Below are 24,641 nucleotides of genomic sequence, written 5' to 3' on the forward strand. Positions count from 1 at the left end.
TTCCCTTCCCTATCTATGTCAAATATCTTTTCGCCTTTTCTTAGCGATTGGGCGAATAAAAACCTTGTCGTTAAACAAGGCCTTATGGAGATAAGGGGATTCGAACCCCTGACCTACGGCTTGCAAAGCCGCCGCTCTAGCCAGCTGAGCTATATCCCCTCAGTTATTTTATAAAAAAGAGTTTCAGGAAAGAACAGAAAGAAGTATCAAATTGTCTTGTGTACTTCAAGACTATTATACAAGTATTAGTTTGTATATTATTTAGAAAGTTAAAACAACCTTCTATACTTACCCTTTCTCTTAGAAAGGAGGTGATCCAGCCGCACCTTCCGGTACGGCTACCTTGTTACGACTTCACCCTCCTTACCAAACGTACCTTCGGCACCGTCCTCCTTACGGTTAGACTAGCGACTTCGGGTACCCTCGACTCGGATGGTGTGACGGGCGGTGTGTACAAGGCCCAGGAACGTATTCACCGCACCGTGCTGATGTGCGATTACTAGCGATTCCAACTTCATGAAGTCGAGTTTCAGACTTCAATCCGGACTACGATTGCTTTTTTGCGTTTTGCTTGACCTCGCGGTGTCGCTTCGATTTGTAGCAACCATTGTAGCACGTGTGTAGCCCTGGACGTAAGGGCCATGATGACTTGACGTCATCCCCACCTTCCTCCGATTTTGTCATCGGCAGTTCCGCCAGAGTCCTCAGCTTTACCTGTTAGTAACTGGCAGTAGGGGTTGCGCTCGTTGCGGGACTTAACCCAACACCTCACGGCACGAGCTGACGACAGCCATGCAGCACCTGTCAAGAGCCGTATTGCTACGCTGCCATATCTCTATGTCATTGCTCTTGATGTCAAACCCAGGTAAGGTTCCTCGCGTATCATCGAATTAAACCACATGCTCCACCGCTTGTGTGGGCCCCCGTCAATTCCTTTGAGTTTCACCCTTGCGGGCATACTTCCCAGGCGGTACACTTAATGCGTTTGCGTCGGCACCGAAGCTCTTGCCCCGACACCTAGTGTACATAGTTTACTGTGCGGACTACCAGGGTATCTAATCCTGTTTGCTCCCCGCACCTTCGTATATCAGCGTCAATCATCGGCCAGAAACCCGCCTTCGCCACCGGTGTTCTTCCAAATATCTACAGATTCCACCCCTACACTTGGAATTCCGGTTTCCCCTCCGTGATTCAAGTTAAGCAGTACCCAATGCAGTTTACGAGTTGAGCTCGTAGATTTCACACCAGGCTTACCTAACCGCCTACATACCCTTTACGCCCAATAATTCCGAACAACGCTCGCCCCTTACGTGTTACCGCGGCTGCTGGCACGTAATTAGCCGGGGCTTATTCGCATGACTACCGTCATCAGAGAAGCATTCCCCTCTTCCCCTTATTCTTCATCTGCAAAAGAATTTTACAACCTTTCGGCCTTCTTCATTCACACGGCGTCGCTCCGTCAGACTTTCGTCCATTGCGGAAGATTCTTAGCTGCTGCCTCCCGTAGGAGTTTGGGCCGTATCTCAGTCCCAATGTGTCCGTTCACCCTCTCAGGCCGGATACCCATCGTTGCCTTGGTGAGCCTTTACCTCACCAACTAGCTAATGGGACGCAGGCCCATCCTAAAGCGGAGCCGTAGCTCCTTTTCCTTATACGGCTTTATCCGTATAAGCACATTCGGTATTATCTAATATTTCTACTAGCTATCCCCATCTTCAGGGCAGGTCACCCACGCGTTACTCACCAGTCCGCCACTCTAGGGGAGAGCAAGCTCTCCCTTACCGTTCGACTTGCATGCTTAAGACGCGCCGCCAGCGTTCGTTCTGAGCCAGGATCAAACTCTCCATCATTATTATTTCAAGCCGCCCTTAAAGAGCGGTTTGATTTCTAATTTAAGTTTGTCCCTTATTTTTAAGGAATTTGGTAAAGGCTAATCAGCTAACCCTTACCGGTTTTTGATACTTTCCTTACCAAAAGCTTTTCGCTTTGGCTATTTTTGTTCTTTCCCTTCCCTCTTAGTTTCAAATATCATTTGCTAAAAAGCATAAAATGCTATTTAGCGAGCAAAAGTGAGTATACATTATTTCCTCACTTTTTGTCAAGTGCTTTCTAAAAGTTTTTTTATTTTTTTTAACATTTTTGCAGCTTTTAAACTGCTAAACTTAAGAAGCCTCGTCTTCATTCAAAAAGCAAAACTTTCAAAACTTTTCTGGTGTTTTCTGCGCTTTTCAATGCAATCCCGCCCTCTCAGACGGTGAAAGCGAATATATACCTTTCTACAACTTTTGTCAAGTCCTTTTTATAAAATTTATAAGCCTGGATTTATTCAATCCTGAACCATAACTTCCGCCCTACTTAACATCCTTTTACATTTATGATATTATTCCCTTTACTTATGGAAAAAAATAGCAATAAAATATCAAAAGAAGTTTTTTCGACACTTTTGTATCTTTCCCGCCTTTCTTTATCGAAAGACGAGGGTCTCATTATATCGGGACAGGTAAATAACTTGGTCGGTTATTTTGAAATCTTGGATAAATTTGCGGACAGCAGTTTGGATTCTTCGATGTATGCAAAACACAGTGAAACAGACTTACGCTCCTCCGAAGTAAAAGAAGGCCTTGCTCAAAGCGACCTTAAAAAAATGACTTCGGAATATATGGATAATTATTTTAGGGTTCCAAAGGTTTTGGGCTCAGGAGCCTAAGGAGATAAAATTTCATGATAACTGATTTGACATTTACACAGCTGCGTGACAAATTAAAAAATAAAGAATTTTCTTCCCTTCAAATTCTTAGAGCGTTTAAGGATGAGTATGAAAAAGATTTAAAACATCCTCTCCCATTAAACGGATTTATAGAATTTTTTGAAGATGCAGAAGAGAATGCAAAAAAGGCGGATGAGCTTATAGCTCAAGGCGTTTCCTTTGATGAAAAGCCTCTTTTGGGCCTGCCCATCGCAGTAAAAGACAATATCTCAATGGCAGGAAAGCTTTGCACATGCTGCAGCCGCTCATTACAAGGCTACTATGCTCCATACAATGCAACGGTAATAGACCGCTTATTGGAAGCGGGAGCCGTTTTAATGGGAAGAATAAATATGGACGAACTCGCTATGGGTTCTTCAACCGAATTTTCATGCTACGGTCCGTCAAGGAATCCCGTTGACAGGGAAAGAACTCCGGGCGGCAGCTCAGGAGGTTCGGCTGCAGTAGTTGCAGGAAATCAAGCTCCCTTTTCTTTAGGAACTGAAACGGGAGGCTCGGTTCGTCTTCCTGCTTCTTATTGCGGAATTTACGGCCTTAAACCGACTTATGGGCTTTTTAGCAGGTACGGGGTAGTCGCCTTCAGCTCTTCCCTTGACCAAGTCGGCCTTTTCGGAAAAGAAGCAGCCGACATAGCCCTCGGTCTCGCCGTTATGGCAGGAAAGGACGAAAAGGATGAAACTTCGGAAGAAGCCGATTTTTCTTCGTTATTAAAACTATCTGCCTACTCAAAAGAAGAAATAGCCTCATTAAAGTTTGCAATCCCCAAGGAATTCTTAAATACCCAAGGCTTAGATCCTGAAGTAAAAAAAGTCTTTGACGAACTCTGTGCTTGGCTTACCAAAAACGGAGCAAAACTTGAAGAAGTTTCCATACCTGTTTTGGAGGCATCCATTCCGACATATTATACCCTTGCAATCTCGGAAGCAGCAAGCAATCTTTCCCGCATAGACGGAATAAGATTCGGCCTCCGCAAAGATACCGGCAAGGGAAATGACGAGCTTTATATTCAAACAAGAAGCGAAGGCTTCGGCCCCGAAGTTAAAAGACGGATTATAACCGGCAACTATGTTCTTTCAAAAGAATTTTCAGGAGATTGTTACGAAAAAAGCTTAAATGTAAGAGCAAAAATAGCTCAGGGAGTAAATGAGGTTTTACAAAAATACGACTTTATAATCTGCCCTACGGCTCCGGCCCCGGCCTTTAAGCTTAACGAAAAAGTAGACGATCCTATCGCTATGTACCTTTCGGACCTTTTTACAACCTTTGTAAACCTTGCCCGTATTCCGTCACTTTCGGTTCCGGCAGGAAAAACAAAGGCAGGTCTTCCGGTAGGTATTCAATTTTGCGGAAAGAAATTTTCTGAAGACCGTATCTTAAAACTTGCAAAGGCCTGGGAGGAACAAAATGCTTAAACACGGCAATTTAGAATATGAAATAATTATAGGCTGCGAAATACACTGCCAGCTTTTAACAAAGACAAAGGCTTTTTGTGCTTGCGAAAACCGTTACGGCGGTATACCCAATACGAGGGTCTGCCCCTGCTGTCTCGGTCTGCCCGGAGCGCTTCCCAGAGTAAGCAAGGAATATGTAGAATTCGGAATTAAGGCCGGACACGCCCTCGGCTGCCGGATAAATAATTTTTCCAAATTCGACAGAAAGCATTATTTTTATCCCGACCTTGTAAAGGGCTATCAGATAACTCAATTTTACACACCGCTATGTGAAGAAGGTGAAGTCGAGGTGAACCTTGCTGCTCCAAATGAAGAACCTAAATTCAAAAAGATAAGAATTGAGAGAATCCATTTGGAAGAAGATGTAGGCAAAAGCCTTCACATAGAAGGCTCGCACAGTTATATTGACTTTAACCGCTCAGGCGTGCCTCTAATAGAAATTGTTTCAAAGCCGGATATGTCTACGCCCGATGAGGCTGCGAAATATATGCAGACAATCAGAGAGATTTTAAAATTTATCGGCGTTACCGACGGAAACATGGAAGAAGGAGCCCTGCGCTGCGATGCAAATGTCAATCTAAAAATCATCGACAAGGGTGTAGAATTTAGAACTCCTATTTCCGAAATAAAAAATATGAACTCCTTTAAGGCTGTAAAGGATGCCTGCACCTATGAGGTTTCCCGTCAACTGGAAGAATACAACAGCAAGGACCGTATCGCTTTTAAGACGGGCTTTAAACGCACCATGGGCTGGGACGAACTTTCGGGGCAGACCGTAGTACAGCGTACAAAAACAATAGCGGAAGATTACCGCTTTATGCCCGAACCGGATTTAAGAGCCTTGGAGTTGAGCGATAAGTTTATCAAAGAGGTAAGTGATTCGGTCGGAGAATTACCGGAAGCAAAACGGCTCCGTTTTAAAAAAGAATATCACTTGTCGGAATTCGATGTTCAAACCCTGACTTCTGAAAAAGAGCTGGCAGAATGGTTTGAACAGGCGGCTAAAAAATCTTCTTCTCCCAAAAAATGTGCCAACTGGATATTGGCAGAAGTTCTGGCTATTTTAAACGAAACAAACTCTTCTCTTTCGGATTTAAAATTCGGGCCTGAGGCTATAGCCGAGCTTGTAAATGTTATTGAAGAAGGAAAGATAACAAGCAAGCAGGCCAAAGATGTTTTTGCCGAGATGATAGCTTGCGGTAAAAAGCCTTCTGCCGTAATAGCCGAAAAAGGCATGGAACAGGTAAGCGATTCTTCCTTTATCGAAAAAATCGTCGAAGAAGTTTTTGCCGAAAATGCCGAGGCCGTTCACGACTGGAAAAACGGGAAGACCAATGTTGCAGGCTGGCTTATGGGACAGGTTATGAAAAAATCGGGCGGCAAGGCCAACCCAAAACATGCGGCTGACCTTGTGAATAAAAGGCTGACACAATAAGCTTTTCAAACAATTACGGTGTCTTTCCCTTTTTACTTTTGGATTGAATCAGTCCCAATCCGAAAGGACATTCTCAAGCGGACATCCTGTCCGCTGCGGGGAAAGGGGCATTCCCTGCGCGGGGAAGAAGGTCTTTCATTTTCCCTTGGCGTTCCTTGCGGGCTTGGCGGTTTTATTGTACATCTGCTCCGCCTATTTTTAAAAAGGCTATTCAAAAATTGCCACAGGCGTTTCAAATGTTTTCGACTTCTTCTCTGCTGAGACCGGTAGCTCTTACGATAGCTTCTATGGCAAACCCCATTTCAAGTAAATTCTTTGCCGTTTCAAGCTTTGTTTGGTATGAACCGTCGGAAAAGCCTTGTTGTATACCTTGTTCAATTCCTTGCTCAATACCTTGCTCAATTCCTTGCTGTATTCCAATCCTTAGGCTTTCTTCTCTTTGTACTGCGATGTCCGTATCATAATCATATTCGGCTACTAACATGTTTATTACCTCTCTTTTGCAAATATGCGGGCATCTGCTGCGTCGCACGCCGAAAATAAATGCTCAACGTATACTCGATACGCATCCGCTTTATTTTCGGCTATCTCCTTGCATCTACTCCGCCTATTTGCAAAAGTACTCATACTATATAACCGCCACGGATGGCGGTGGTTCCACGCAAATGCGATGTTTTGAGCACAGCTCAAAACTCGACGATAAAAAATGTACAAGGACGTACATTTTTTATCAATTTTCTGTTTGAAGTACTCATAGCCATCCCCTCATTGATTGTATTATACCACAATTACCTCAATTTTGTAAGAGCGTTTTTTTTAATTTAACCGCAAAGATGCTAAGAGCGCAAAGGAATTTTGATGGTGTTTTGATGACATATTCTTTCATTTTCTCTTGGCGTTCCTTGCGGGTTCCCATGTTTTTTGTCAAGTAGGAATCAGCATTTTTTTTGAATCTGCGCTGCTGGAAAAGTCCTGTTGTCCCAAGTCAGAAATATCGCTGTTTCTCGGAAAAGTTCTGCATCAGGGGTGTTGATTAAATCATAAATTGGTATCTCGTTTTTTCTATCCCTTAAAAAATTCTCCGTATATCATAAGACATATCACAAACAAAAGTATCAGGCTTAAAGCGATAACGGCGTTTTCCAAACGTGCACCTGCAACACTGTGCCTTACTCCGTTGTTCGATATCAAAGATATTCCGCCTATATAAATTACCATAACATAAAGAAGTCCTAAACCTTGAATCGGTATAATATTTACACCTCCCTAATTCATCCACTTTTTAATTCGTGCGGAGGGTTTAATACCCCGACGCTATGCGTCGTAACAAAGGGTATTAAATCCGACTGCAACCACCTTATGAGAACAACATACCCCGATGCTCTGCGTCGGGGTTGTTGATTATTTCGGTAAAATCGGAAATCATTAAATTGAAATCATAATTCGGTGTTTTCTTTTTTTGTTTTTCTGCAACGGTTTTAAGAGCAATTAAAAAATACTCTGACAGTTTTTCTTTTTGCTGACTATGTGTTAATAGGCTGAATTCTTTTTCAAGATGTATAACAACCTCTATTTTGCCCGTATCTGCTTTAAATGGCCCGTATTGAAATCGAGGTCGCAAGTAATATCCGTTTTCGGAAATTTCTTCTTTTGTGTATAGTTTCTGTAATTCTTTTGCAGCTTCTTGACTTGATAATTTGCGTCCCGATTCATCGATGATATAGTTTGTTTTACAATGAGCATTATCATAATAGCTGAAAGCACATTTTAAGAAAATACAATTTACGGCTTTGCCGTATTTTTCAGGACGCATCTTTTTATTCAATTCGTCCTGAAGTTTTTCCTCAATACTTTCTATAACCGGTTTGGAATTTTCATAACAGTTGGATATTGTACGCACAATCCAAACAGGATTTTTAGGAATCCAATTGCGTTGACTTTCAATTTTTATGTCTTCTATATTTTCGGTTACGGGATAATCCCAACACACCGGTTGTTTTTTGTCTTTGCAGTCGGGAGCGGGATAATAGGAAGTTCTGCCCTGCTCCATCGTAAATCCCGTTTTTCTTTTTGACCATATTGCTTCGACAAAACGGAGCTCTCCGAATTTATTGCAAAAAAAGGTGCGGGGATTACCGTTAAAAAACACACCTCTTGATGCTTCCACAGGTTCATGATTTCCCCAGCCGATTACGGCAAGACATTCGCAAAGCCGCACCGCCTTGTTCCACTCCGATACGCTTTTATAATCCGTATATTTTAAAAATTCCGCAAAAAGTTTTTCACGCAGTTTTTCAATATCGTTTTGAGAATGTAAAAAATCTTCCAGTTCCGATAAATCGTTAATTGCATAAATTTCGTTCATATCCGTTTTCCTTTCCATATAGTTTAGCTATTGATACCGAGCCCATTTGTTTAACAGCAATCCCAACTTCACTCATATTACCTTAAGACGGTTTAAAAATATTACCGTCTAATTTCCAATATCTAATTCTTGTATCGCTGCCGCATTTTTTGCAGCAAGAATTTTTAGATGCCGAAAAACCGATTCCGCTTTGTTCTGCAAGTTTTATAATCCGCTCTCTTTCTTCAACTAAGTTCGGAATATCCGGTATGAGGCAAGCGGAAATCAATTCTTCCGTTTTGTTTTTTAAAACAGCCTCTTTTACCATTTTAGGTAAAAGAAGTGAAGCCAAATACGAATCCGTTTCTCTTTTGTGTATTTGTGAAAAACCGCAAGACTCACACTGAATGCCGGTTAAGATTTTCCGTGTCCGGCTTTCTGCGAATATTTTTTCAATATTGATTTTTTTTCCTTCTTTTATTATATTTGCAATTCCGTAAGAAAAGCATTTAAGATATTCCATCAACTCATTTGCCCATGATTCAGCCTCGTCGTTTATAGTATGATTATTTACCTTGCAAATCCAAATATCATTTATACTGCCCATTCCTCCGTAAGCCCCAAGATGATGCTCAACGCTGCCTGTGCTTAAGTATTCTTCAATATCGGTTTCAATCCATTTTTGCCAAGTACAGGACGTTTCGGTAAACAATTGTTTTAAAGCTTGCAATGCATAAATATAGTATCTATCATTTTCTCTTAGAAAATCCGGAAATTGTTTCACAATACGCTCGTCTATAGTTTACCTCCTCCTGTCCCATTTTTCTAAAGATTATTGAATAATTTCTAAACCATGTAAATATGCAAATTTGATTAAACTTGCACCGTAAAAGTCCTCAAAATGTAAATCGATATTTTCTTTTGGAATTTCTTTTAATGAGCTATAAAACGAAATATATTTTTTCTTTAACTTATCTTCTTTGATGACTTTATTAAAATATCTTTCAGCCGGCTCTTTGCCGCCAAAATAGTAGATATAGTAGAGCAAAGCATACCCTTTTAATGAGCCGTTTAAAATTCTTTCGATATTTTTATTTGTATCTTCAAAGTCTGCAAATAAAGGCATAATGTGTTTATGTAATAATCCCGTAATTTGCGTTACGGTATCTTTATAGCTTGCTCCGGCCAACTGCCACCAAGCGCCCGCTTTTCTTCCGGCTAAAGAACTAAGTTCTCCGCCGTAAATAATTCCTTCACTGGTTATGCCTGCTTTTTTCATAGCCTTTGAATAAATTTTGATATGCGGAATAAACTCAACAGTAGATTCACAGTTGTGTCTATTGGCTTGAAAATATATTTCAAAAATAATGTCTTTGTTATTTGCAATTTTTCGTAAAGTCTTTCCTTTACCTAACACTTTAAAGTCGGGGAAATTGCGTGCTATTTCTTGCCATGCTTTTTCGCAAAGTTCTCTTGGTTTCATAACTTCCTCCTAAAAACTCATTTCCAAAATTCTAATATTTCAAAATCTTCACATTTTAATAAATGGAAACCAAAACATTTTGACCTGCTTGGGCTGCTTCGTTATAAAAATCTTTAAGTCCGGCAAATGCACATTTAAGTTCATCTATAATTTCTTCTTTTTCATCTTCATAACCCCAGATATTCGGATACAGTTTATTTTCCTTACATTTTTGCATACTGAAGTTTTCCAAAAGAGAATCAATATCGGTTTCATTTAATTTTTTCACGATTAATGGTATGTTTTCCTTTTTTGTATATCCGATAAAATCTTCGCATTCTTCGAAAGAATTTACTCCGACAATTGCTTCACTGAGCGGGTTACCCTCTATCGGCTTTCCTGCTGAAACACCGGTAAGTACAAAATGTAAAACGTCCCACATTTTATCCATGTCGAATAAAATACAGTCTTCGGCTTCTTGCAGTTCTTCCGTAAAATCCGCAATATCTTTTTCGGTCATAAGTTTTTTTAAGTCCCTATCACTTATGAGTTGATAGTTTGCAATCATTCCCATATCAAATTCTCCTTAGCTGTTATCTAAATTATCATTCTTGTGGATACCCTTGTCTTTTGTACTACGTTATTAAGATAATGTCAATCGAGACTACACTCCAACCCGAATGGGTCTATTTCTATATTACTATCAAATACATACCCATACAGAATAGGATTACCACCCGCCAATATTCCGCCAAAGGCGGAGAACAGAAAGCAAAAAAACGCCTCGATTGAAGCGTTTGTGAATTATATAATTTCACCCATTTCTAAGAATACCACATTTTCATAATTTTGATTTTTACAAAACTCTTTTACTCGTTCTGTACACAATAAAAAACCAGAGTTTGTAAGGGTAAAGAAGTCAAAGTCGCCGATTACATTGGAACTGAAAAACAATCCTTTGCCTTGCTCTCTTGGAATAATGACATCGCCTCTTAAATCTGCAACTCCTATTATTTCTTCTATCCCCCGTTCACTCCTTATTATCGTACTTCGAGGAAGACAGTCGAAACTTATCGGACTAAAAAAAGCGGTTAAGGGAATAGTTTCCTTGGGTAGCCATTTTAAACGTCTGATGTTTTTTGCGTTTAACTCTTTATCTGTTTTATTGTATCTCAATTCCACACTTTTCAGCTCTTTGAAATTTTCTTTTAACAATTTAAAAATCGAATTCTTACAGACATTTATCGCATAGCAAAAAACAAAATCACCAATTTTATCTCCACCGCTACACCAATCGTCCCACCAAACATCCAAAACATCAACTTCTTTAATGTTTTGTTTATTACTTGGTCGAAGAATGGCAAAACTATCTTTTCCCGCATAGCTCGTTATATTATATATTTTCATTTTTTACACTTCGGTTTATATTTATCTATTCCATTGTGTGATGTAAATATGTAGCAGACAATCCAAAATATCAACCCAACCATTTACATCAAAGACATAGCTATATAAATTTAATCCTCCTAAAATAGAAATCGGGTCTTGACTTATGTAACAACCTGTCTCTGAATTATACCACCTATATCGATTATAGTAAAGTCCTCGCATTGCCCTTAACAACACTAGTAAAATCTGAAAATTGAGATACATTTTTAAGAAACATATCCTCATAGTGAACTTTAGTATTTTTGATACGTATAAATCCAAAACCTGTATCATCATGGGGATAAGCAATAAGTCCTAATTCATCAAAAACAAAAAACAATGCCCGTCAATTCCTTCATCCATCATCATTAATAAAGAGAACATAGCTATAACATCATAATCCGTAGTGAGAAATTTTTTGAAGCCTAAAGATAGGCAATTAGCATTATCGTAAATAGAAGCACTCATTGTTTTTATATATCCAAAATCAATCAGATATTTTTCTATGTATTTTATGTAATTGTTTATATTGCTGTTATTTAGATTATATTCTTTTACTTTAAAAATATTAGAAACTATTATTATATTATTTGTATGTTTTCTAAAAAAATGCATAAAATAACCGACTATTTTATTTGCGCGAAAAATAGTAAAAGGCTTATTTCTTCTGCAATATCCTTTCCAACCTTTACTGTCGGTATAAGAATTTAAATTTATCCATTCTTGAATATTAAAATTTGAGTTATCCATTATCGTGTTCATCTATCTACTTTTATCCCACCAGTTTTTGATAATATTTCTCCAATTGTTTTATATTCCGTGCTCTTTTTAAAGAATCGGCATCATTTTTATCTGTATAAGTCAGCCATTTATTATATAAGCCATATAAAATTTTCTGTCCGGTTTCGGTTAAATCGAGATTCGTATATAAGAGTTTTATAATTCGGCCTTCTCTGTCTACAGGATTTTCCTTTATCAGCTTTTTTTCATAGGCAAAATTAAGAAATGTAAGATTTTCTTCATATAGTTTATAAATAGTTTCGGGATAGCCTCTATAACTTTGAAATATAAATCCTATATCAACGACAACTTCTTTTAGAAAATATAATTCATGATAGACATAATGTATGATTTTTTCAAGGTTCTCCTTATCTTCAAGATTTGTAACTTCAATGAATTGATAATACTTCCAATTAAATAAATTTACCGTTTTAAAACAAGGCAGTATATTCTCCGTTTTTTCAAAAGTCGGTGCATAAAGGACATAAAATTTTTCCTGATACAGTACGCCGATTCGTTTCCCTGACACAAGTACAATATACTCTTCAAAAATAGCTTCCAGTGAAAAATTATTTATTCCTTTACATTGTTTTTCCATATATTGAGCAAATTTTTTAGTGGTCATTTATTTCCTCTCTCCTAATCCGAACATAAGTCATATTCGGTTTTACTTTATCAAATTATACATGATTTTACGGTATTTTTCTATATACTAAAAATATAAAAACAACTACTTTAATATATAGAAAATCCTAATTAAAAATGATATAATATAAACAATATTTAATTGGTGAAGGGCTTTTACATGGCAAAAGAAACAAATACTTTAAAAGAATTTTTAGACAGCGAAATCTATTCGGAGCTGATTCGGCTTACTGACCCGGTAAGTATTGAAGAAAAAATCAAGGATATTGAAATTTCCCGATTACATGATAGATTAAAACAATGTCAATTTTTATTGGAAGGTTTTACTTGTAAATTATCTACCGAAAAAGAACTGGCTGAATGGTATTTGCATCTAATCAAAGAAAATAAAAGCGATATTGTTCTTTGGACAAAAGAATTTTGGAAGTACAGTAATGATACGCCGGATGAATATCCTGACGGCGAATTTGCTTCGGAAGAAGAACTTGATGAAGATGAAAAATCAAAACTTATTTCAGTCGGCAAATATACAAAGTCATGTTTAGCCATGTATATGGTGGAATTCGATATATTAAAAAATCATCCTGAAATTTTAGCAGATTATTATAAAAGGCTGCGTATTCCGGGTGCGGTCAAATATGCAAGAGAAATGAAAAAACTCTTTGCCCGAATATTCGGGGAAGGTTAAGGCTTCTTCAAGATTTGCTAATCCTTACAAAAAGTTTTTATGGGAGGTATTAAATGGCACGATACGAACTTGGCGCAATTTACGAAATAGATGCAGGCGAAAAATCCTATTATGCCCGCCTTTTAAATTGCGATTTATACGGAGTATTCGCCCCCCTTTCCAGTGAAGTATCAGAAGAAGCATTTGAAAATACACCGTACCGCCTGTATATTTCTACCGGCAGCTATGCAGTAAAACGAGGCTTTTGGAAAAAGCTTTTTCCTTCGCCCGATAAAACGGATATTGAACGCTGGAGCCGTCCTCTGCATTTAGTTGTATTTACACCTTGGGACATTGAAGAAGCCCTCAACCGCCGAACTTCATTTGACAAATACGGCCATACTGAAATACTTGATGAAAAAACTTATATTCAATGCCTTAAACAAGGCTTTATTTCAATCATTCAACCTATGTATGAAAAAATCCCTCAGTTCCTCAATAATTATTACGATGATTGGCCCGCAAGTGAAATTTACAGCGATGTTCTAACCGGCACCGGCACCGCAGAACATCAACAAAAACAAATGAGCAATTTAAAGAAAATAGGATTTGATGTTTCGAAGTATCACCATAAAAGAGGTATAAAAGGACTAAACTATGATTTAAAAAAGGAGGTAAAATGAATTTAGAAGAAGTAAATAAACTAATTCAAAATGGTGAAAAACTCGATGTGGAGTTTAAAGAATCAAAAGACGCCTTAACTAAAGATATTTATGATTCGGTATGCTCATTTAATAATAGAAATGGCGGACATATATTGTTAGGAGTCACCGATAAAAGAAAAGTAGTCGGTGTTAATCCTGATAAAGTTGACAAAATAATAAAAGAATTTACAACTTCTATCAATAACTCGCAAAAGGTTTATCCGCCTTTGTATTTAGTACCCGTTCCGGTTAAACTAGGCAAGAAAACTATTATTTATATTAGAATTCCCGAAGGTTGCCAAGTATGCAGACACAATGGGAAAATTTGGGATAGATCTTATGAGGGCGATATAAATATCACAGATAATTCAGAGCTTGTATATAAAATGTATGCAAGAAAGCAAAACTCTTATTTTGTTAACAGAGTATATCCAAATCTTGGAATAGATTTTTTAGATACCCTTGTAATTGAAAAAGCCAGAAAAATGGCAATTGCAAGAGATCAAAATCATTCATGGAAATATATGAATGATGGAGAGCTTCTTAGAAGTGCCAATCTAATTTTGACTGATCCTGATACTAACAAAGAAGGCATTACCCTAGCTGCAATTTTACTATTTGGAAAAGACAATTCCATTATGTCAGTTCTCTCTCAGCACAAAACAGACGCAATATTTAGAGTAGAAAATAAAGATAGATATGATGATAGAGATGTTGTTATTACTAATTTGATTGACAGTTATAATAGGTTAATGAGTTTTGGACAAAAGCATTTAAATGATTTATTTATCTTAGATGGAATTGTTAGCGTTAAAGCTAGAGACAGGATATTAAGAGAAATAATTTCTAATACTTTAGCCCATAGAGATTATTCGAGCGGATTTCCTGCTAAAATGATTATTGATGAGGAAAAAATTATAATTGAAAATAGCAATTTAGCACATGGGATAGGAATTTTAGATATACAAAAATTTGAACCCTTTCCCAAGAACCCCTCAATATCCAAAGTATTCAGAGAAATAGGGCTTGCCGACGAGCTTGGTTCCGGAATGCGTAACACCTATAAATATGTTCAGCTTTATTCAGAAGAAAAACCTATTTTTGAAGAAGGAAATATATTTAGAACAATTATTCCACTTAAAAAGATTGCAACACAAAAAGTCGGCAGCGAAAATGTCGCTCAGGGTGTCGCCCGCAATGTCGCTCAGGGTGTCGCCCGCAATGTCGCTCAGGGTGTCGCCCGCGATAAAGGAGAAATTATTGCATTTATAAAAGAAAAAATAAGAAAAGATAAAAAAATAACAAGGCAAGCCATTGCCGATGCCGCCGGTGTAAGTAAAAAAACAATAGAACGATATATAAAAGAAATAGATAATTTAAAATATGTAGGAAGAGGCAGCAATGGACATTGGGAGATAAAAGGAGAGTCAAACTTATGGTAAAAGCATATCCGTTAATATTGGAAAATACCCCCTTTGTAAGTCATTGTATAGTCGGAATATATCCGCTAAAAGATAAAATAGCGGTTGTTCACTGTGCTTTCAATCATGCCGATAAAGAAAAAAATAATGCAGAAAAGTGCATACGGACTTATATCCTGCTCGATGTTTTTTCTAAAGATTTTACCGAGCATAGTAAGAGCCATCTTATATATCATCAGGAGAAATAAAATGCTTACACTGAAAGAATTGATTAAAAATCAAAAAAATTTTAATGAAAGCTTCTTTGCAGAAGTGTCGGATAAACTATGGGAAATCGGAGAAATAGAAGAAATTAAAAATCAAACCGATGATGATTTATTCCTTTTTCATATTGCCGTTAACATCATAGGAAATTGGAAGGGTGACGGTTGGTGGGAATTTATCTGTAATTATCCGCAGCTTATCCGGTATGTTCCCGGCACATTGGCAGAATTAAAATTATCTGATATGAAAACGGCCTTTGAAAACGCGATAAAATGTTTCCCTGAAAGTACGGTTTTTGAAGATTCGAGTACCTATGTAGATACGGTCAATTTTCTTCAAAATGTCAGATTCAAAATAAGCGATACATATTTAAATTCGATTCCCGCAGATAAGAGAAAAGAAATGTCCGAGGCTTTGCATAAAAGCATTGATGACCTTGAATCCTTGACGGATAAACGCTGGGCTTATGATGCAAAAGATGAAGGTTGGTCGGATGTAATTGATTTTATCGAAGAAAAGAAATAACGGAGGAGATGATAATGCACTATATCGGAGAATTAACAACAGACGGTTACGGAATGGCTATTATTCCTATTGATTTGCTTACGGGATATCTTGCTTCAAAAAAATGCAGGGCGAAGAAGCTTTTAAGTTATCTGCAAAAGAACTTCGATCTTTTTCTGGAGCTTGTAGAAAAAGGCAAGCTTGTCCCATTTTATCGTATCAATTCTTTTGAGTATCATATATTCGCCTCTATAAATGAAGAGGCTGTCATACCTAAAGGATTTAAAGAAGTATGCAGGTTTGAAAAATTTTATCTTGAAGTGGGCGATTTAAATAAGATATGTTTTTCCTGCTTCGATGATTTGGACTATGATTTTGAAAACATTAAAAAAAATATTACAGAGCACACGGAATATATTAAAACCGGTCCGAAAGAAATTATGGAACCGTATAATTACCGTTTAGGTTTTGATATACCCAAAGGAAAATATGAATTCGACCTTATAGGCTTGGAAAAAATCGAGAAAACTGAAAGAGAAAGCAAAAACTACGGCTATGCCTTTGTGTTCAAAAAGAATGAAAATGCAGTAAATAATAATTTGACAAAATGTGATAATGAAGACGATACTTATAAATTTAATGTGCCGAGGGAGGAAAATATATGAATCAATTTCAGTTTAAAAGAGAGGTAATACTATGAAAGAAAAAAAATCAAATGGAGATGACAAGATTCTCAAACAGGATATGAGTCAAACTGCCGACCGTCCGGGTATGGTTTTTATGGTTCATTTACTTATGGAAGAAAAATGTGAAATGCCCGAAAAAGAGCATATACATAAAATTATGCGTGAACACTTAGGCGAAACGGATTGCTTTTGTTATGACGGTAATATGGCAGGTTTTGCTCCCCAAAAATATTCCGTGCACTATGAAAAGGAAAAACTAAATGTACCTCCGCAGCTCATTATTATGAACTGTTCTGAAATTGAAAAACCGATTATGGATGATGTTTCAGCAACACAATTATGGAATTGCCCGAACGGCGGTGAAATTCTGGAAACTTGTAAATATCAAGTAATGGCAACGGATATGTTGGCTGCCGGTTTAGATTATAAAGAAAGAGCGGAAATGCTGGTAAATTATGTTGAAGCATTAGTAAACATATATCCGTCTTGCAAAGCAGTAGTTTTTGAAATATCTAAAAAAATGCTAACGAGAGAAGATATTCTAAACTGTACTTTGCCCCAAGAAATGCGCTTCCTCCATTATGCAGTCAACATCCGTTTTTTTAATATTCAAGGAACAAACGATATGCTGGTCGATTCACTCGGTATGAGCACCTTATTTTTACCTGATGTTCAATATCATTTTCACGGCTTGAATCCGAATGATGTTGTAAACCACGCATATAATGTTTTATCCTACATTTATGATAATGATAATCCGATAGAAGACGGAAATACAATAGCAGGCCTTACGGACGGCAATATGAATTCAGATATAAAATGGAAAGTGCAATACGAAGATTCTCTCATACAGCCGATAAGAGAAGTCATAGACATTAATATGGGCGAATACGCTTCGGGAAATAGATAAGCAAGGATTTAAGTATGATAACAATCGGAAACATCGGAAGATTTGAATCTATACCGCAAATTTTAAATGATGTACTAAATGAAAACATTTCTGCATTAGAAGAACATCTATCAAAGGGATGGGAACTTAATAAAGAAATCAGAGTCGGCAAATACACCGCTCTCTCTCCTTTGGATTTTGCATTGATAATGGAAAAGTTTCAATCTATAAAATGGTTGACGGAAAAAGGAGCTACCCTCAATGCAAAGGAGCATCCAAGTTTTCTTCTCGCAGTGAGATATTGTAATGAAGAGGTAATAAGGTTTCTTGTTTCCCATGGTGCAAAGATAGATGTAGCGAACAACGTAGGTTCGGAAGCTTTTTTAGAAGCATACTATGGTAAACGCTTTGACAATTTTTCGATTATACAAGAACTTGGGCATACCGCAGCTAAATACGGCGGACAGCTCTTGCGTCACGCAGTTTCTGACCGTAATTATAAAGTTTTAGAATTTCTAATTGAACACGGAGCAGATATTAATTACAATAAGTCCGATATGGTATATTCCAGTCAATCGACTCCGTTGTGTGTAGCTGCAAGATATGTTGATTTGGAAATGTGTAAATTTTTAGTGAAGCATGGAGCGGACCTTACGATTGCCGAAAAAGACGGAATGCGTCCATATAGCATAGCTTTGGAAAAAGGCGATGAGGAAATGGCAGAATATTTTAAATCATTAGAGCCTCCTGAGTTTCATCAAATGCAAAATAAATTGGATGAATTAAAACTGTATAAATTGCCAAAGAAAATAATTGAATTTTTAACCGGTGAAAACCTACACTTTGATTTAGCGGATTCCGACTTTGGATATATTGACTTCTTCAAACTGATTGATACTATTCCGTTTAAATTCGGCAGACAAAAATTATTAAGACTTTCCCGCTCTCTCGGAGATTACAGTCATATTTATATTGTCTGGAACCCGAAAACAAAAAAGATTGCAAGCTATGATATGGAACATGGAGAGCTCATCGATTTGGCAGGCTTTGATGATTTTATAGAAGATATGACAAAGTATATGAACCGGATTTTTGAATAATAATTGATAAAAATATATCTGAAAAGGAGAATATAAGGAGACTATGGACAAAAGAATAATTGATAGAATCACTAAACTGGGCGGCAAATCTGCCTTTGAAAGCGAGAACTTGCTACGAAATATGGAAAGCATTAGCTTACCTAAGAGTTATCTTATGCAGGACTTTAGCGATTACTTAGAAAATGATTTACTCGATAGAATAAAGGCAGAAGGGATATTACCTGAATCGGAAATCCCATATCCAAGGATACAATACAAAACCAAAAAATTTACTCCTTTCACAAAAGGAACAGCCGACTATGATGAATACTCCGGGTTTATTCATAAAGAATATGTAAGCTCAGTAATTACTTGTAATGATTTAGAGTTTTTAATTATTGGCGAATCCAACTCTTATCCCAATTATTACTTTATATGCCTAAGCGATAAAGATATTAGCAATCCCAAAGTATACACTACAGATCACGAAGTATTCTTTAGAGAGATTGAAGAGCTTGGGCGTTTCTCTGACTTTCTTAATTTATTCGTATCTGAAGATGAGTATAAAGTAGAAATCAACAAGCTGAGAGAATAGAAAGACTATAAGAATAATTATGCGCAAAGATTGTGATGATGTAGATATAGCTTAAAAAACTAGCACAAAATTAAATAATGCGGTATAATATTTTACAGGGTTGCTATATGAATGAAAAACAATTTTCTACCCCTTACGGAGTAATTCATTATTGGAAAAATTCTTTTGATACCGGAAAAAAGACACTTGTATTTTTACCGGGATTAACTGCAACGCATATTCTATTTGATAAGCAAATTGAATTTTTTCAAGATAAATACAATGTATTAATCTGGGATGCTCCGGGACATGGAAATTCGAAACCATTTGAATTGAAATTCTCAATGGAAGATAAAGCGCGATATCTGCACGGCATTTTGGAAACGGAAAATATAATTAAACCAATATTGATTGGACAATCGATGGGAGGTTATGTAGCTCAGATGTTTATGGAATTATATCCCGGAGAAACAAGAGGTTTTATTTCCATTGATTCATGCAGTCTTAAACGAAAAACGGTTACATGGTTTGATATCCGGACGCTGCGGCATGTAGAGCCGATTTATCGTATGTACAAATGGGATAAGTTAATAAAAGCCGGAAGCAATGGTTGTGCAGAAAGTGAGTATGGCCGAACTCTTATGAAGGAAATGATGATGACCTTCGATAAAGATTGGTATTGTAAAGTAGCGGGGCACGGCTTCAAGATTTTAGCAGATGCTTTAGATTCAAAACGCAGATATGATATAGATTGCCCTGCAATTCTTCTTTGCGGAACTAAGGACAAGGCAGGTTCTGCTAAACGACACGATAAGAAGTGGACAAAATTGACCGGCTTACCTCTTATATGGATAGAAGGGGCCGGACATAATTCAAATACGGATAAGCCGGAAGAAGTTAATCAAATTATAGAAAATTTTGTTGACGGCTTGCAATAGACTAGAATAATTTAAGTTAAGCAAATTAAACTTATTGAGGTACAAATGGCATCAAGTAAAGAATATTTGGATTTTATTTTGGATCAGTTATCCGAATTAGAAGATATAAGCTATAGAGCGATGATGGGGGAATATATTTTATACTACAAAGGTAAGATTGTCGGCGGTATTTATGATGACAGATTACTTGTTAAACCTGTAAAATCTGCGATAGCCTATATGCCGAATGCCGGCTATGAGCTGCCGTATGACGGCGCAAAAGAAATGCTCTTAGTTGATGATGTAGACAGCAAAGGGTTTTTGACAGGTTTATTCAAAGCTATGTTTGATGAACGGCCTGCACCAAAACCTAAAAGGAAACAATAGGTTGGGAAGATTAATTTTTATTTTACTGCTTTCCGTTTCAGGACTTATTTTTTTAGCGGTTATCTTCGGAATGTATATTTATATGAAAAGAACCGTATCGGGCGGAAAATCACTAATGGAAGAACCGGTAAACGAACAGACAAATACTACAAAAATGAGGTTCAGTGAATTTTTGGTATATGCATCTGTCATACTTGGAGCGGTATTGTTTGTTTTACAGGTGATAAAAAAGGGAGGCTCCGGATTTTCTAATTTGGCAACAGCAATACTCTTACCTCCGGTTATGGCTCTCTTTAATGCACGGAAGCGTACCGGAAGAAGCCTTTTTATATTTATGGCTGTCGCAATATTTTCACTTTATATGTTTTTGGTATATATCATAATCAGCGTTCCGGTGAAAGCTCCGGTTTTTACGATTAACAATACAAAGATTACTATGGCACATACAACTGTTGCCGATATAGCCGCGGATGGATTCGATGTTTATGTAAAGCAGGATAATCCTTCCGGCAGGGATTATGAAAAACTGCTTTCTTGCGGTGCTTTTAAAAAATATCCCGTTGATCGGAGTATTCTTGTTGAAAAAGGATTCCGAAGAAATAATACTGCTATACCTTATGCTAATTATCTTCTTGTAAAAGACGGCGTTATAATCGGGAGCATCGGTCTTTACGGTCACAAAACAAAAGATACTGTATTGGAGGACTGTAAAATCATTCATTTTAAACTTGATGAATACTGCATTTCCGATGCAAGAGCAAATTCAATTCGTTATTGTCTTGATGATGTTGAGCTGCTCGTTCCATTGCAGCGAGAAACCTTGCAAAAAACATTCGATAAAAAACTGTGGTTAGTACCGCCGAGAAATACGAGAGACATAACTCAGCTGCACTACGGCATTAAATGGTCAACCGGAAGTGATCATCTTTTTTGGAATGAATACTTTGCTTATATTCATTTTAATGAAAGCAATGATATGACCGGCTTTGAGATTTCAACCGAAATAGCACGTGATTGGAATGAATGAGAGCGCTCAGTCATTATAATAAACCATGTATTTTATAATCTTACATCTCTTTTATATCATAGCTTTAACGCTGCGATAAATTCTTCTGCATCCATATCTCCTGTTTCAACAAAACCGAATGAGCTATATAGTTTACGTGCAACTTGATTTTCAGGTTCATAAGACAACCAACAATATTCAGCTTTTCCGCAAGGAAAAGTCTTAACAAAATCTAGAGCCAATTTAACTGCTTCTTTTCCAAATCCATTGTTTTGATACGCTTTATCAATCATCAGCCGCCAAAGATTATAATTCCCTTTTGCTATTTCAGGTGCATCAATCCAATAGTCATGAACATCAAAACCGATCATCAAAAATCCGACCGGTGTTTCATTGTCATATATCCCGAATGGAAATGCATAACCATTTGCGGTGATTGTAATATAGGCTTCAATGATGCTTATATCATTGGCAGCAACAAAGCTTTTCTGTGTTTCCGATACCTGCAGTTTCAGAATATCCCAAATGTTTTTCCCGTTTACTTTTTCCAAATGAAGCATAATATATCCTTTTTGACAAACTTTAGTTTTATCTTTCCATAAAATATGTAAATGCATGTTCTTCAATTTCGCCACATTTATTTAACAAGGTTCCTTTTTCGTCGTAGATTTTATATGATATTTGTTTACCGCCCAAAGAAGCCGCTCCATCTAATCCGAGAAGTAATGTATAATAAGCATCTGTCATAACCGAATCTATGAGTTTATATAAATCATCTTTACCGACTCCGGCTCGCATTAAATTCTTTACTTTTTTTGCAACTGCTGTGGAAGAACTTTCGCTAAAATATTCATTCAAAATAGTTTCTTTTTCTTTATAGCAAAGTTTTACAAATTCTTCTCCATTCATTTTTTAACTCCTACAAATTTAAAGTTTTTCTTTCCATATAAAACTTTTATTCTGCAATATTAATTCCTTTCTTGATAAGTTTTTTCTTTGCTTTTTCGGAAATATAAATAACGGTGCCGTCAATAAGTTTTAAGTTTGGAAACTGTGCCAACTCCTCATCAGAAATAGACTTAATATCAAATAGATTATCCTCGCCGTCCCATTGCGGAATAAGCTGCATATTAATTTCATTTCCGCCATCAAGAAACAGCTGTGTTACCTTTGGGGCCAATTCAGCAGGAATTTCCAATTGCTGAAACCAGCTTTTTACTTCAGGTATCATCTTATCGTAGTAATCATCGGGATCTATTTCTTTTTTTGCATAATCATTGCAAAAATCATATACATCAAATTTCGGTTTAAGCAGTTCTTGTTCATACATCAACTCTTGGATAACAGCAAGTTTAAAATTGAAGTTTGTAAATGTCAACACTTCACCTTCCGTCTTTGGCAGCGCCCATTTACCGCTTAACACCCTCGGCGGTTTATACCAAAAACTTATCTCCCGTATAGGTTCAGGTTCGGCACGTACCAAATCGGCTATCTCATCGGTTTTTGATTTTCTCAAACGCTCCTGAAAAGATATTGCATCCAGAACCGAGTTTAATTTACTCGACAATGAACAATTTATTTTCCAGTTTCCCACTTTCATTTCTAAAAATATATAAGCACCTCTCAATGTTTTTTGAGGTATAGCTTCCAAAATATTTTTACCGTTTATCGTAAAAATGCCGGGAAACACCTGCTTGGGATTTACATCGAAAAACGAAAATTTTACTTTTTTCTCCCATTCCTTATCTTCACATATTCTTATGTCTAGTTCGCTGATACGTCCTTTGGAAACAAAACTCTTTATTCCTATATTATCCCAGATATATATTTCCTCTAAATCATCTTTACTTATTGTTCCATCAGGCGGCTTACGCAATACTTTTCTATATTCACCGAATTTCTCCGCAAGAATATCTATTGATAGGTTTTCAATAAACTCATCATTAATATGCAAACCGTTTTTAGTTAAATTGATATGAAGTTTCTGTTGCGGCATAGCCGGCTGTTTATCCTGTTTGTTCGATTCCTTGCTTTTTATAATACTCATTTTATATCTCCTTAGCATATAATATTTCTTTCATAGCTCTATTGATACAATTTTGTCAGGGCTTATAATATATTGTTTTGAAATAGTCATAACTCGATCCTCTTCATCGGCAGATAGTGTAAAAGTAGTTAATATAAATATACAAAATGCAATTATTTGTTTCATTCTTTCCTTTATTACCGAGTGTTCACAATTTCAATCGTATTTTCAGATTGAAGCAGGCTGAACAGTTGTTTATAAGCACTTATAATTTTTTCTCTATTTTCTTTATCTGACAAACCTAAAATATAGCAATCGCTATTTGTGTCGATAAGATATAATACCTTGTCACTCATCGAAGCAAGCCTACGGAAAACTTCCGGCGGTTCAAATTCCGTATCTTTATCCAAGTGAAGCATATTCGCTTTTATCTTTTTTGCTAATAGATTGTAACCGTATACAATATCTCCCACATCCGCCTTCCAATCGAACATTGCCAAATAGTTCAAATCTATAAAATCGTTTATCAAAGAAACACAAATATTTTCTTGCTCCAATGCTGTATGGTATATTTTCTTGGCTTTTTGCGGAGATATGCCGAGTAATTTACAAAGCGATAAAAAAGTTTGTTCCGTATCGGCAGGTAAGCTTTTGTTCCGGCAAGCAAGTTTTTCTTTTTCCTCCCAAATACGTCTGTCTTCTTCTTCAAGTATTTTTATTTGTAGTTGTCCGTATTGCGTTAAAACCGTTTTTATATTCTCAATGATTTTTTTATCAAAAATAGGCTTGTTCTTTCCTATAAAATTGAACCACTCTTGTCCCTCATCGCCTGTGATGTCATAATCATAAGAAACAATTTCACAACGATCTCCGATTCTCACAACGGCAAAGATTTCATCTTCACAATAATCAACCATACAGATACTTTCGGGTATAAATGCTCTATGGCCGCCATTTTCGTAAAAGCGATTGGTGTATTTTGAGCTTTTGAGTGAAATACAATCAAAAATATTTTGTTCTTTAATTTGTGTCTCTATCATTTCTTTAGCTTGATTCGAAAACTTTGCGTTGTTTTCCAATATCTGCCGAAAGAGTTGTATATCAAATGCCGACCCGCCTATGAGTTTTTCGTCTTTGTAGTACACCCACGATACAGTTCGTCCGATATTTTTTCCGTTCATATTCCATTCCTTTTTTTATTCGTG

General features: G+C 36.8%; 28 protein-coding genes, 1 tRNA gene, 1 rRNA gene and 2 pseudogenes. 15 read left to right on the forward strand and 17 right to left on the reverse strand.

Going from position 1 to position 24,641, the window contains the following annotated elements; genetic code table 11:
* Positions 1-85: 85 nt before the first annotated feature.
* Together JO40_RS02740 and JO40_RS02745 are read right to left on the reverse strand one after the other, a co-directional pair.
* Positions 86-159, reverse strand: a tRNA-Ala gene (locus JO40_RS02740).
* A 145-nt stretch (positions 160-304) separates the two neighbouring features.
* A 16S ribosomal RNA gene (locus JO40_RS02745) occupies positions 305-1,850 on the reverse strand.
* Between the two features lie 545 nt (positions 1,851-2,395).
* Between JO40_RS02745 and JO40_RS02750 the strand changes: the two genes are divergently transcribed.
* Genes JO40_RS02750 through gatB form a run of 3 tightly spaced genes read left to right on the forward strand, consistent with a single transcriptional unit; the run spans position 2,396 to position 5,653 of the window.
* Complete coding sequence (locus JO40_RS02750) at positions 2,396-2,707, forward strand: Asp-tRNA(Asn)/Glu-tRNA(Gln) amidotransferase subunit GatC (RefSeq protein WP_044977793.1); 312 nt, start codon at positions 2,396-2,398, stop codon at positions 2,705-2,707.
* Between the two features lie 14 nt (positions 2,708-2,721).
* The gene (gatA, locus tag JO40_RS02755; RefSeq protein ID WP_044977794.1) at positions 2,722-4,179 is read left to right on the forward strand and encodes an Asp-tRNA(Asn)/Glu-tRNA(Gln) amidotransferase subunit GatA; all 1,458 of its coding nucleotides are present in this window, start codon (positions 2,722-2,724) and stop codon (positions 4,177-4,179) included.
* Positions 4,172-5,653 (forward strand): Asp-tRNA(Asn)/Glu-tRNA(Gln) amidotransferase subunit GatB, encoded by a 1,482-nt coding sequence (gatB, locus tag JO40_RS02760; protein ID WP_044977795.1) that lies wholly within the window; start codon positions 4,172-4,174, stop codon positions 5,651-5,653. Before gatA ends, gatB begins: the two co-directional genes overlap by 8 nt.
* 232 nt (positions 5,654-5,885) lie before the next feature.
* On the opposite strand, the pseudogene JO40_RS02765 reads toward gatB, so the two are convergent.
* From JO40_RS02765 to JO40_RS02805, 11 genes and pseudogenes are all read right to left on the reverse strand, one after another.
* Positions 5,886-6,152 (reverse strand): annotated as a pseudogene (locus JO40_RS02765) (hypothetical protein); the annotation flags it as partial.
* On the reverse strand, positions 6,143-6,280 hold the full coding sequence (locus JO40_RS13830) for a hypothetical protein (RefSeq protein ID WP_158506563.1): 138 nt from the start codon (positions 6,278-6,280) through the stop codon (positions 6,143-6,145). The gene JO40_RS13830 and the pseudogene JO40_RS02765, both read right to left, overlap by 10 nt.
* 435 nt (positions 6,281-6,715) lie before the next feature.
* The gene (locus JO40_RS02770; protein ID WP_245608973.1) at positions 6,716-6,871 is read right to left on the reverse strand and encodes a hypothetical protein; all 156 of its coding nucleotides are present in this window, start codon (positions 6,869-6,871) and stop codon (positions 6,716-6,718) included.
* A gap of 139 nt (positions 6,872-7,010) precedes the next feature.
* On the reverse strand, positions 7,011-8,018 hold the full coding sequence (locus JO40_RS02775; RefSeq protein ID WP_044977798.1) for a hypothetical protein: 1,008 nt from the start codon (positions 8,016-8,018) through the stop codon (positions 7,011-7,013).
* Positions 8,019-8,100: 82 nt separating this feature from the next.
* Entirely contained in the window at positions 8,101-8,781 is a 681-nt protein-coding gene (locus JO40_RS02780; RefSeq protein ID WP_044977799.1) for a DUF6966 domain-containing protein, read from the reverse strand.
* 48 nt (positions 8,782-8,829) lie between these two features.
* Positions 8,830-9,480: a DUF4304 domain-containing protein gene (locus tag JO40_RS02785; protein ID WP_044977800.1), complete on the reverse strand. Its 651-nt coding sequence runs from the start codon at positions 9,478-9,480 to the stop codon at positions 8,830-8,832.
* A gap of 55 nt (positions 9,481-9,535) precedes the next feature.
* Positions 9,536-10,033 (reverse strand): YfbM family protein, encoded by a 498-nt coding sequence (locus JO40_RS02790; RefSeq protein WP_044977801.1) that lies wholly within the window; start codon positions 10,031-10,033, stop codon positions 9,536-9,538.
* A 230-nt stretch (positions 10,034-10,263) separates the two neighbouring features.
* Positions 10,264-10,866 carry a hypothetical protein gene (locus tag JO40_RS02795; RefSeq protein WP_044977802.1) on the reverse strand — a complete coding sequence of 201 codons (603 nt, stop codon included), beginning with the start codon at positions 10,864-10,866 and terminating at the stop codon, positions 10,264-10,266.
* A gap of 21 nt (positions 10,867-10,887) precedes the next feature.
* Positions 10,888-11,133 (reverse strand): RHS repeat-associated core domain-containing protein, encoded by a 246-nt coding sequence (locus JO40_RS15300; RefSeq protein ID WP_420864564.1) that lies wholly within the window; start codon positions 11,131-11,133, stop codon positions 10,888-10,890.
* Positions 11,051-11,649 (reverse strand): annotated as a pseudogene (locus tag JO40_RS02800) (hypothetical protein). The gene JO40_RS15300 and the pseudogene JO40_RS02800 overlap by 83 nt, the downstream one beginning before the upstream one ends.
* A gap of 10 nt (positions 11,650-11,659) precedes the next feature.
* The gene (locus JO40_RS02805) at positions 11,660-12,292 is read right to left on the reverse strand and encodes a hypothetical protein (RefSeq protein WP_044977803.1); all 633 of its coding nucleotides are present in this window, start codon (positions 12,290-12,292) and stop codon (positions 11,660-11,662) included.
* A 180-nt stretch (positions 12,293-12,472) separates the two neighbouring features.
* Between JO40_RS02805 and JO40_RS02810 the strand changes: the two genes are divergently transcribed.
* From JO40_RS02810 to JO40_RS02865, 12 genes are all read left to right on the forward strand, one after another.
* Positions 12,473-13,000 (forward strand): hypothetical protein, encoded by a 528-nt coding sequence (locus JO40_RS02810; RefSeq protein ID WP_044977804.1) that lies wholly within the window; start codon positions 12,473-12,475, stop codon positions 12,998-13,000.
* 53 nt (positions 13,001-13,053) lie between these two features.
* Positions 13,054-13,662, forward strand: a complete 609-nt coding sequence (locus JO40_RS02815) for a hypothetical protein (RefSeq protein WP_044977805.1) — start codon at positions 13,054-13,056, stop codon at positions 13,660-13,662.
* Positions 13,659-15,125: an AlbA family DNA-binding domain-containing protein gene (locus JO40_RS02820; protein ID WP_044977806.1), complete on the forward strand. Its 1,467-nt coding sequence runs from the start codon at positions 13,659-13,661 to the stop codon at positions 15,123-15,125. The genes JO40_RS02815 and JO40_RS02820 overlap by 4 nt, the downstream gene beginning before the upstream one ends.
* On the forward strand, positions 15,119-15,352 hold the full coding sequence (locus JO40_RS13405) for a hypothetical protein (RefSeq protein ID WP_044977807.1): 234 nt from the start codon (positions 15,119-15,121) through the stop codon (positions 15,350-15,352). The genes JO40_RS02820 and JO40_RS13405 overlap by 7 nt, the downstream gene beginning before the upstream one ends.
* A gap of 1 nt (position 15,353) precedes the next feature.
* The gene (locus JO40_RS02830) at positions 15,354-15,893 is read left to right on the forward strand and encodes a hypothetical protein (protein WP_044977808.1); all 540 of its coding nucleotides are present in this window, start codon (positions 15,354-15,356) and stop codon (positions 15,891-15,893) included.
* Between the two features lie 14 nt (positions 15,894-15,907).
* Complete coding sequence (locus tag JO40_RS02835; protein WP_044977809.1) at positions 15,908-16,537, forward strand: hypothetical protein; 630 nt, start codon at positions 15,908-15,910, stop codon at positions 16,535-16,537.
* A 31-nt stretch (positions 16,538-16,568) separates the two neighbouring features.
* The gene (locus tag JO40_RS02840) at positions 16,569-17,468 is read left to right on the forward strand and encodes a DUF4261 domain-containing protein (RefSeq protein ID WP_044977810.1); all 900 of its coding nucleotides are present in this window, start codon (positions 16,569-16,571) and stop codon (positions 17,466-17,468) included.
* A gap of 14 nt (positions 17,469-17,482) precedes the next feature.
* On the forward strand, positions 17,483-18,547 hold the full coding sequence (locus JO40_RS02845) for an ankyrin repeat domain-containing protein (protein WP_044977811.1): 1,065 nt from the start codon (positions 17,483-17,485) through the stop codon (positions 18,545-18,547).
* Positions 18,548-18,590: 43 nt separating this feature from the next.
* Positions 18,591-19,121: a hypothetical protein gene (locus tag JO40_RS02850; protein ID WP_044977812.1), complete on the forward strand. Its 531-nt coding sequence runs from the start codon at positions 18,591-18,593 to the stop codon at positions 19,119-19,121.
* A gap of 107 nt (positions 19,122-19,228) precedes the next feature.
* The gene (locus tag JO40_RS02855; protein ID WP_044977813.1) at positions 19,229-20,038 is read left to right on the forward strand and encodes an alpha/beta fold hydrolase; all 810 of its coding nucleotides are present in this window, start codon (positions 19,229-19,231) and stop codon (positions 20,036-20,038) included.
* A gap of 45 nt (positions 20,039-20,083) precedes the next feature.
* Entirely contained in the window at positions 20,084-20,404 is a 321-nt protein-coding gene (locus tag JO40_RS02860) for a TfoX/Sxy family protein (RefSeq protein ID WP_044977814.1), read from the forward strand.
* Positions 20,367-21,431 carry a hypothetical protein gene (locus JO40_RS02865; RefSeq protein WP_044977815.1) on the forward strand — a complete coding sequence of 355 codons (1,065 nt, stop codon included), beginning with the start codon at positions 20,367-20,369 and terminating at the stop codon, positions 21,429-21,431. The genes JO40_RS02860 and JO40_RS02865 overlap by 38 nt, the downstream gene beginning before the upstream one ends.
* Before the next feature lie 56 nt (positions 21,432-21,487).
* Here the strand turns inward: JO40_RS02865 and JO40_RS02870 are convergent, their stop codons facing one another.
* The 4 genes from JO40_RS02870 to JO40_RS02885 all read right to left on the reverse strand — a co-directional run bounded on the left by JO40_RS02870 (position 21,488) and on the right by JO40_RS02885 (position 24,617).
* On the reverse strand, positions 21,488-21,970 hold the full coding sequence (locus JO40_RS02870; RefSeq protein WP_044979683.1) for a GNAT family N-acetyltransferase: 483 nt from the start codon (positions 21,968-21,970) through the stop codon (positions 21,488-21,490).
* Positions 21,971-21,998: 28 nt separating this feature from the next.
* A complete protein-coding gene (locus tag JO40_RS02875) occupies positions 21,999-22,319 on the reverse strand; it encodes a hypothetical protein (RefSeq protein WP_044977816.1) in 321 nt (106 codons plus the stop codon).
* Positions 22,320-22,365: 46 nt separating this feature from the next.
* Positions 22,366-23,457 carry a DUF6892 domain-containing protein gene (locus JO40_RS02880; protein ID WP_044977817.1) on the reverse strand — a complete coding sequence of 364 codons (1,092 nt, stop codon included), beginning with the start codon at positions 23,455-23,457 and terminating at the stop codon, positions 22,366-22,368.
* A 176-nt stretch (positions 23,458-23,633) separates the two neighbouring features.
* Entirely contained in the window at positions 23,634-24,617 is a 984-nt protein-coding gene (locus tag JO40_RS02885; protein WP_044977818.1) for a DUF6630 family protein, read from the reverse strand.
* Positions 24,618-24,641 lie beyond the last annotated feature (24 nt).

The sequence above is a fragment of the Treponema putidum genome (genome assembly GCF_000755145.1).
Lineage (GTDB): Bacteria > Spirochaetota > Spirochaetia > Treponematales > Treponemataceae > Treponema_B > Treponema_B putidum.